This window comes from Microcoleus sp. T2B6, from assembly GCF_036700475.1.
Lineage (GTDB): Bacteria > Cyanobacteriota > Cyanobacteriia > Cyanobacteriales > Microcoleaceae > Microcoleus.
Genome location: NZ_JAUBOZ010000022.1, coordinates 1 through 8,205 on the forward strand (window position 1 = coordinate 1; position 8,205 = coordinate 8,205).

General features: G+C 49.3%; 5 protein-coding genes. 2 read left to right on the forward strand and 3 right to left on the reverse strand.

Annotated features, from left to right (window positions below):
* Positions 1-100 precede the first annotated feature (100 nt).
* Positions 101-400: a hypothetical protein gene (locus QUA00_RS12395; RefSeq protein WP_333409793.1), complete on the forward strand. Its 300-nt coding sequence runs from the start codon at positions 101-103 to the stop codon at positions 398-400.
* 448 nt (positions 401-848) lie between these two features.
* On the opposite strand, the gene QUA00_RS12400 is transcribed toward QUA00_RS12395, so the two are convergent.
* From QUA00_RS12400 to QUA00_RS12410, 3 genes are all read right to left on the reverse strand, one after another.
* Positions 849-1,058, reverse strand: a complete 210-nt coding sequence (locus tag QUA00_RS12400) for a hypothetical protein (RefSeq protein ID WP_333147771.1) — start codon at positions 1,056-1,058, stop codon at positions 849-851.
* 117 nt (positions 1,059-1,175) lie between these two features.
* Positions 1,176-2,873, reverse strand: coding sequence for a CHAT domain-containing protein (locus tag QUA00_RS12405; protein ID WP_333409794.1), 1,698 nt, complete (start codon positions 2,871-2,873; stop codon positions 1,176-1,178).
* A 4-nt stretch (positions 2,874-2,877) separates the two neighbouring features.
* Complete coding sequence (locus tag QUA00_RS12410; RefSeq protein ID WP_333409795.1) at positions 2,878-3,132, reverse strand: hypothetical protein; 255 nt, start codon at positions 3,130-3,132, stop codon at positions 2,878-2,880.
* Positions 3,133-4,547: 1,415 nt separating this feature from the next.
* Between QUA00_RS12410 and QUA00_RS12415 the strand changes: the two genes are divergently transcribed.
* Positions 4,548-8,205: cadherin-like domain-containing protein (locus QUA00_RS12415; RefSeq protein ID WP_333409796.1), on the forward strand; the 3,658-nt coding region annotated here is incomplete at its 3' end.

An 8,205-nucleotide genomic window follows, 5' to 3' on the forward strand; every position in this document is an offset into this window, starting at 1 on the left:
GGAAAGAAGAAGAAGGAAGGAGCCAGAAGAAGGAAGGAGCCAGAAGAAGTATTTTTACAAATATGAGATGCTCCCATAGTTTTGATCGGGCGAGATTGCTTTGCGACTCTTAACACTTCGCCAGGAATCAGTAGATTTCTACGGGGAACTCGGGAAAATCTTCCTCCTCCGGCCCCAAGCCAGAGAATTTGAGGTTATTTCCACAGGGGAATTGAAAAAGACCGAGTTAAATGCACCACAGCTTAAATGTTTGATGCACTACAAATTAGCTGCGGTTCCCGACATGGAGTTTGCATGGAAATGTATTGGTTTCCACTCGTGGCCTGTAAACTGCCATACTCTCAAAATTTATGCACCAACTGGAGGGGCGCGTCAATCGATTTTAGATTTTAGATTTTAGATTTTAGATTGAAGCCTTGACCCCACGGATAAATTCGGGGCGCCTTTATCGGATACAGGTTTTTTATTTCACCGGTCCTGAGTCTGCTTTCGGAATGAATCACGTGGCGGGTATCCTGGATGCGGGAATTGTCAAACTCACAGCCGCTTCCATAATTAATTATTGTGAAATAAGCGCGCTGAGGGTGAGGACGTTCTTAATTGTGGCAACTCTGGCTTTTATTGTCTTGTGCCGAATGACGAATGCTCCTGCGGCCGAATCAGCCCGCTCAAAAACGCATACAAGCCACCGACTCCTGTCGTGGAGAGATCAAAATTTTAGAGTCTTGTTCCTGTTCCCAGATTTATCTGTGGAGTAAAATTAAAATCTCAAATCCTTCGACTCAGGGCTCAAGCCGAAGTCTAAAATCTCAAATCGACTGACTAATTTTATATTAAGAGTCCCGGACTTACTTGCTCGACGAGAAACCCGGTTTCTTCCTCGATGCTTGGTTGGGCTGCTGCTTATTTTCGGTAAAAACCGGCTGGATGAACGTAAGTCCGAGATTCGATCGAGCAGCATACTTTCGATCGCGAATGGCCAGCGGCAGCCGATCGCGAATGGCCAGCAAAAACCCCACCCAGTTTGGAGCCGGGCCAAGGGGGTCTAAATTCAGCATTGCAGTGGGCGATCGCTTTTAGGAATGAAAAATAAATAAGGTGACTAATAGAGCAATAGTTGACCTTGGATCAAGGCTTCTGGGGTTTAATTGTGCAAGTTATTAATTTTTCATTCCTTAGTGACGTTGTTGCAGGTAATTTTGCGACAGGGGAGTCCGTACCGCCGGCAGTAACTCTTCTGGTTTCGTGCTTCGCTGGTTCGAGTGCCGCCACCCAAAAAAGCCAGCACTCAAAGCAACGGGCAATAAGCAAAGCATCAGGGCCACAGATTTTTTCAACCCCGGTTTTTTTAACGGTTTCTGAGTCGCTGCAGCGGCGCGAGTTGCTTGGATCGCCGCACACTCTGAATTAGGAATAGAGGAGGGCGAAGCCGTCGGTGAGTTCGGTGAATTAGCAGCATCGGGTCGATCGTTCTGGTGAACCCAATCCCTGCGATCTTTTAATTGGTTGGGATATTCCCAGACTTCGCCGTCAGAATTGTCTGACTCATGCGATCTATTGGCTGGGATTGGGGGGTATTGGGCGATCGCCGAAACCGAAGACGCAGCCTTCCATTCAGTACCCGCGATCGCCGGTTGCGTTCCCGACCCGATTATGTGCACCATAGAACCGGAGGTCGCGCTGTGGACTGGGGCGCCGGTCAAATAGCCGTCAAAGTCCGGGTGCTGGTAGAGAATCGGCAAAGCCCAGTATAGCTGGTGAGAACCGTAGGCAGAAATTAGCCCAGCTCTGGCCCGGCTCAGGCTGAGATCGACTGGATAGCCTTGATTGAGGTTGCGGTAAAATAGCCGCGTCAGAGTTAGGGCTACATCGTCGGGGATGCTTTCTGCCATTGCTAGCACTGCCGGAATGCCCCGCTTCACTAGAGCTTCGGTTAAGTTCCGTTCCGGGCTGTCGTCCGCGAGGTCTGAGGGGTCGCCGTAGGCGCCGCGGCAGGAGTTGAACACGGCCATCTGAATACCGTTGTTAACGAGCAATCCAGCTAAGTCGTCGCCACTGAGGGTTTCGGTTAAGCCGGTGCGGCTGCTGACTAGGTAGAGTTCCCCACCTCTGGAACCTAAGTTGCTGTGGCCTGCGTAGTGCAGGACTTGGTAGTGTCCTTGTTCTAGGGCTTGGGTAAGTTGTTCTCGATCGGGCTGTTCGAGAATAGTCAGTTGAATCTCCGGGCAATGGGGGCTGTTTTTGAGAGGATGACCGGTGCGGTTTTGGAGTTCTTGTTGCAGGTGGAGCACTTCTCGCTTGAGCTGCAAGCTGTCTCGATCGCTCGGAGAGGCGATCGCCATTAAAATTTTTAGTGGCCCACCACTAGGCAGTATCCGGGTTTGTTTGAACAAACTTGTACCTGGTTGGTAGCGAGAAAACACGACATCGGTGCCGGTTGCCAATGGGCGATCGCCCGCGTGCAGCACTTCCCACGGCAGACGCGGCAAGCGCCGGCCTTTGAGTCCGAGTCGCAGTTGCAGCACTTCTCGGCGGTGCTGGGCGATGCCTTGAGCGCAAGTCCAGCTATCGCGCAAGTTTCCTTGAAACAGCCCGCTGTATAATTGTTGTCCGAGCGCTACTAAATTCGGCACTGAGTTGGGTCCCGAACGGGAGATGCCGCGACCGGCCAAACTGCTTCCGTGTAATGCTTTTCCCTGGAGCAAGCCCACCAGCGGGTCGTTCATCAGTTGAGCAGACAGTGCAAGCCATTCGTCGATCGGCCAGCGGACTTGTTGTTCGGCTAAGGGTACACCGGGTGCAACCCTTTCTGTCCGCACTAGATATTCGTCGTCCCCAACAGGGGTGACTGAGAGTTGAAATTCCTGGCTCACGGATTTAGCGCCCTCCCGCCTTAATTCTGAATTTGCCTGCGTTTTTGCGGCTAGCAAGAGCGATCGGCAAAATAATTTTTACTCTTTGAATCAAAGTTTCTGAATGCGCTTCCCCCGATCGGGCGATCGCTGGCGTCATATATATTTGTTCAAACACTTTGAGGATATAAAAGTTGTACTTTAATAACAGTTTATTAGTTTTGATTGCCCTGTGGCTCGGTGAAAGCCGAATTTTCTGCAATCTTTGTATCTTTAACATTTTGCACCTCTACCGCAGACCCCTTTAGATTTGTCGTGAACTTGAGTTTCTCATTGCTGAGTAAAGTTAAATTGGAGGCACTTTACCAGGCGGATCTCTAGTTCTTATTAAAATTACTTCGGCTCTCGCCAACCGGTTTCAGGGCAATATCGCAGGGAAATTTGAGTATTTTATTTTTTTGGGCGATCGGTCGATCGGTCTTTACGGCTTATCCTCTACCACCAACCCCCCATGTGTAATCTTGATTTTGTGTCAATTAATTAATTGGTCAGCCCTGGACTCTCATCCGTAAGCTCTCCGCCCTCATCCTTAAGACCTCAGTGGCGATCGATAATCGATAGTTGACCATCGATAATTGCTAATAACTTATTGCTAATTTTCCGCTTTTATGATATAGAAAACTTTTAATTTAACTCTCTTAATCTAGTTAAAGTTAAGCAGCAAAAATAAACTTAACCCGCCAAGAACTCTCAACAATACAAGGCAAATCAAATTATTCCGGTACTCTCCAGCAACCATCATTTTTGGCATCTAGAGGATTACGCCTCATCAGGCCGGTTTCTCGGAGAATTATTGGATTTGGTAGCGAAGTCTCTACAAAGGAATAGGGTTGGGCAGCCTCGCCGTGGGTCGTTCCCGCTCAAAATGCCGATCTTGCAACTGTCACCAAAAACGACTCCTGCATCTCTTACTCTGTTTGGAAAAATTTTACAATCTGTCTTGAGATAGATAAATTTTGGCAGGTTCTTAGTATTAATCAGAAAAAAAAAATTTTTCTCAGTTCGCGATGTTTCCTCAACTCGATAAAAATTTGTGCAACTAAAAATTAGAACAAATATTTGCCCGGGCGAATGATCTAAATTTTTAATTAATCATCGGGAACTAAAATTAGGAGGGTGCTGTCGTTTAGTCAAGAGATTCAAATCCTAGGTCAGGGAAGGATTTGTCAAAGCTGGGAGTGTTACAAAACTTTAATACACCCAGCCTAGATCGGAAAAAAAGCAAGGGTAGAATTTGGGGGATACAGGTTTTGGGTAGTTATTTAGGAGTTGTCAGTTGCGAGTTTAAATTCAGCTAATTCACTGTAGAAATTACGTAGAGAATCTACAATAAGGGGCCCTTCGGCGCAGCTTACTGGAGAAATTACCGAGAACAGCTCAAATGCTCGGCGCTTCGGCGCAGTAATTACAGTGTAGGTTGCAGAGCAATTAATTGTGGTACGCAATGGCAGAATATAAAACTCGCAACAGAGCGAAAAAAACCTTGCTGTTTAAGTGGCATCTATAATAGTAAAAATGAGGAAACCAGCTCCTCTAGCAGGCGAAAGCATGAAGTTATTTTTTTTTCTTCTGCAGCCTCCTGTTTGCTGATAAAGTGATTCTAAGAAGCTTACCTTTTTTGGGGAAATATCAACAATGGAACCAGACGTAACAACGTTAGAAAAAAAACCGGAAACACTTTTTCCCGTTCGAGAGGAAACACAAAATCCAGTCGGGAATTTAGGCAACAACAGCTCTACAATTACCGAGGAGGAGTTAGCCAAGTTAATTGAGCAAGCGATCGAAAACCCCGACGGCGTTACCACCAAATCTCCTGATCCGTCTAAGGGTGCATCCGAAACAGGTGCTGCTGATAACAAGCAAATTGCGGAATTTAACGGCGTACTAGAAGAAGGTGCGAGCAACGATGATGGCAGCGGCATTGATCGCCGAACCCTCGTTGGTGATGATAGCGATAACGTAATTGTCGCCACCGGCGATCGGGATAAGATATTCGGCCAAAAAGGCAAGGACAAAATCAAAGGAAACCCTGGCAAAAAAAATGAAATGTACGGGGGTAAAGATGACGATGATTGCGAGGGCGGCGATGACGACGATGTAATAAAGGGCGATCGTGGCAACGACAACGTTAAGGGCGGCAAAGGCAACGACACCCTTAACGGCGGTAAAGATAACGACACCCTTTTTGGCGGCAGCGGCAACGACACCTGCCAAGGCGATGACGGCGATGACGGGGTGCACGGCAACGAAGGAAAGGATGACGTTAACGGCGGCGCCGGCAACGACACCATCTACGGCGGCAAAGACGACGACAAGTGCGAGGGCGGCGAAGGCAACGATACCGTCAGGGGCGACGCAGGCAAGGACAACGTTAGCGGCGGCGACGGCAACGATAGCGTTAACGGCGGCAAAGATAACGATACCGTGCTAGGCGGTGGCGGCAGCGACAACTGTGCAGGCGACGAGGGCGACGACAGCGTTAGCGGCGGCATCGGCAACGATACCGTGCTAGGCGGTGGCGGCAGCGACAACTGTGCAGGCGACGAGGGCGACGACAGCGTTAGCGGCGGTGCGGGCAACGATACCGTGATCGGTGGCGACGGCAACGACAACTGTGCAGGCGACGACGGCGACGACAGCGTGATGGGCGGTGGCGGCGACGACAGCGTGATGGGCGGTGGCGGCAAGGATACCCTCGTTACTGGCGACGGTAATGACATGGCAGACGGCGGCGACGGCGACGACAGCGTTAGCGGCGGCGGCAGCGGCGACGATACGCTGATGGGCGGCGACGGCAACGATACGCTGATGGGCGGTACTGGCAACCATACCTGTATAGGCGGTGCTGGAACTGACGTTTATGTCATGAGTAACAGTCCCTCTGGGGCAAAAGCAGTCATCACTGACTTCGCAGACAATGAGGACAAGTTTCTGCTGTTTGGCGACTTGAACTTTAGCAGTTTGACGTTTGTACAAGTCGATGCAAATACCGAAATTCGGGCCAATAACTTAACCTTGGCAGTATTGTTGAATGTCAGTGCAACGCTGATCACTGCTGGCGACTTTTTGGAAATTAATCCTCAAACTCCAACTCCAACTCCAACTCCAACTCCAACTCCGGTTCAAACTCCCCCTCCGATTTTTAACCCTCCGCGAGTGGAAGCTAATCAGCCCTTGACTGCTGGTTCCAGCGGCGGCGAGCAAACTATTACTCCTGAGTTGTTGCGGTTTGTCGATGACGAGCAAGGTCCTGGCGGCACAGTCTTCAAGCTAACCGAGCTGCCCGATGCTACAACCGGCCAACTATTGGTTAAGGGAGTCCCAGCACAAGTCGGTTCTACCTTCTCTCAAGCAGACATTAACGAAGGCTTGGTAAAATTCAAAGCGGCAGTAGGTTTTGTCGGTGCGCTTAGTTTTGCTTTTGAAGTTAGCAACGGCAAAAGATCTCTCATCAACCAGCGTTTTAGCTTGAATGTCGAGCAAAATCTCTTTAAGTTTGCTGGCACTACAGCACCTCAAGTTATTGTCGGTTCTCTGACGCTGGATAACGACATCGAAGGCAGCGATGGTGACGATGACATTACAGCCGGCACAGGCAAGGACAAAATCATCGGTGGCAAAGGCAAGGACAAAATTAAAGCAGGCGATGGCGATAACGATATCGACAGCGGCGATGACGATGACGAGATCGAAGTCGGCAAAGGCAACAACAAAATCATCGGCGGCAAAGGCAAGGACAAAATTAAAGCCGGCGATGGCGATAACGATATCGACAGTGGCGATGACGATGACTCGATCGAAGTCGGTAAAGGCAAAAACAAAATCAAAGCAGGCAAAGGCAAGGACAAAGTTAAAGCCGGCGATGACGATGACGAGATCGACGGCGGTGATGACGATGACTCGATCGACGGTGGCCTCGGCATAGACAAAATCATCGGCGGTAGTGGCAATGACACATTAACCGGAAATGAGGGCGATGACTCGATCGAAGGCGGTCTAGGAACCAATACTCTAATAGGGGGTAATGGAAAGGATCGCTTTGTTTACCGCACTTCCCGCCAAGAGATTCAAACAGTTGTAGAAGCTGACTTTATTACTGACTTTAATGTCGATGACGATGTTTTTGAGCTTTCTACTGGAGCTTTTGGTAATCTCATCGTTTCTAGCTTGACCCGACTGGATATTACGGCTACTACTGCTGTTGGGTCGATCGGCAGCGCTAATTTGCTCGACTTCACCACGGATATCACTGTTAACAGCATCGCGTCTTTGCAAGCGCGGTTTATAGCTTTGGGTGGCAACCGAGAAGCGCCTACTTTCTGTCAGTTTATAGATGCCGAGACCGGTCGTGCTGTACTGGTATTTGCTGTTGGGGCGCGCTTTGAAGTTCTCACGAGTTTCTCGGCAAGCATTCGCCTGCAAGTCAGTAACTTTGTCTTCAGCGGCACGTCACTAAATGTTCCTGTCGGTACTGCTGGCCCTGACAATGTGGATTTCGGCACTTATCCGGCTGCAGTTAATTTCGATGGTTTAGCAGGCGATGACAAGATTGTCGGCAGCAATTTTAACGATAACCTCAAGGGCGGCGACGGCAACGATACCATCACCGGCGGCCTCGGTTTGGATGTCATAAGCGGCGGCACTGGTGCGGATCTGTTTGTTTACAGGACAACTAAAGAAGGCGGCGATAAAATTTCCGACTTTACTGTTGGGGTAGACAAATTCGAGTTTAGCGCGAGCGCTTTCGGCAATTTGACTACGACTAACTTTGACGGTGTTAGCGGGGTTTCTCCTGACATTACTGGCAAAGAGTTAGTGATTTTCACAGGCGGAAGTTATGCCTCTTTGCAAGATGCACAAGCTAAAGCCCTGGGCAATTCTACAACTGCTGGTTTCTTCGCCTTTACTAATGCGTCGAACGAAACAGAGTTGTATTTTGACTCGAACGGTACGGTGGCCGGTGGTTCTACCTTGATAGCGAATCTGGGTACTGCTGCTAGCAATCTGGGAACGGCGGACTTTGTATTTACAGGTACGATCGCCTCTCCTGCTGGTACTACTACCAACTCAGGCAGCATTGTCGATTTAACTGCTGCTGGGAACACTTACCCAACCGACTTTAACAACTTCGGTTCTGGTGCAGGCGGTTACAACTTCACCACTCCTGTCTTGTTTACCGGAAATGCTGATGCTAACAGCGTCACTGGTACTGAGTTTGCTGACATCCTCAGCGGCGGCAGCGGTGCAGATATTCTGACTGGCGGTTCAGGTGCGGATCTGTTTGTTTACAAAG

Excerpts from the sequence above, each read along its gene's own strand:
- QUA00_RS12400 (WP_333147771.1), bottom strand. The coding sequence starts at position 1,058 with ATGCTGAATTTAGACCCCCTTGGCCCGGCTCCAAACTGGGTGGGGTTT.
- QUA00_RS12410 (WP_333409795.1), bottom strand. The coding sequence starts at position 3,132 with ATGTTAAAGATACAAAGATTGCAGAAAATTCGGCTTTCACCGAGCCAC.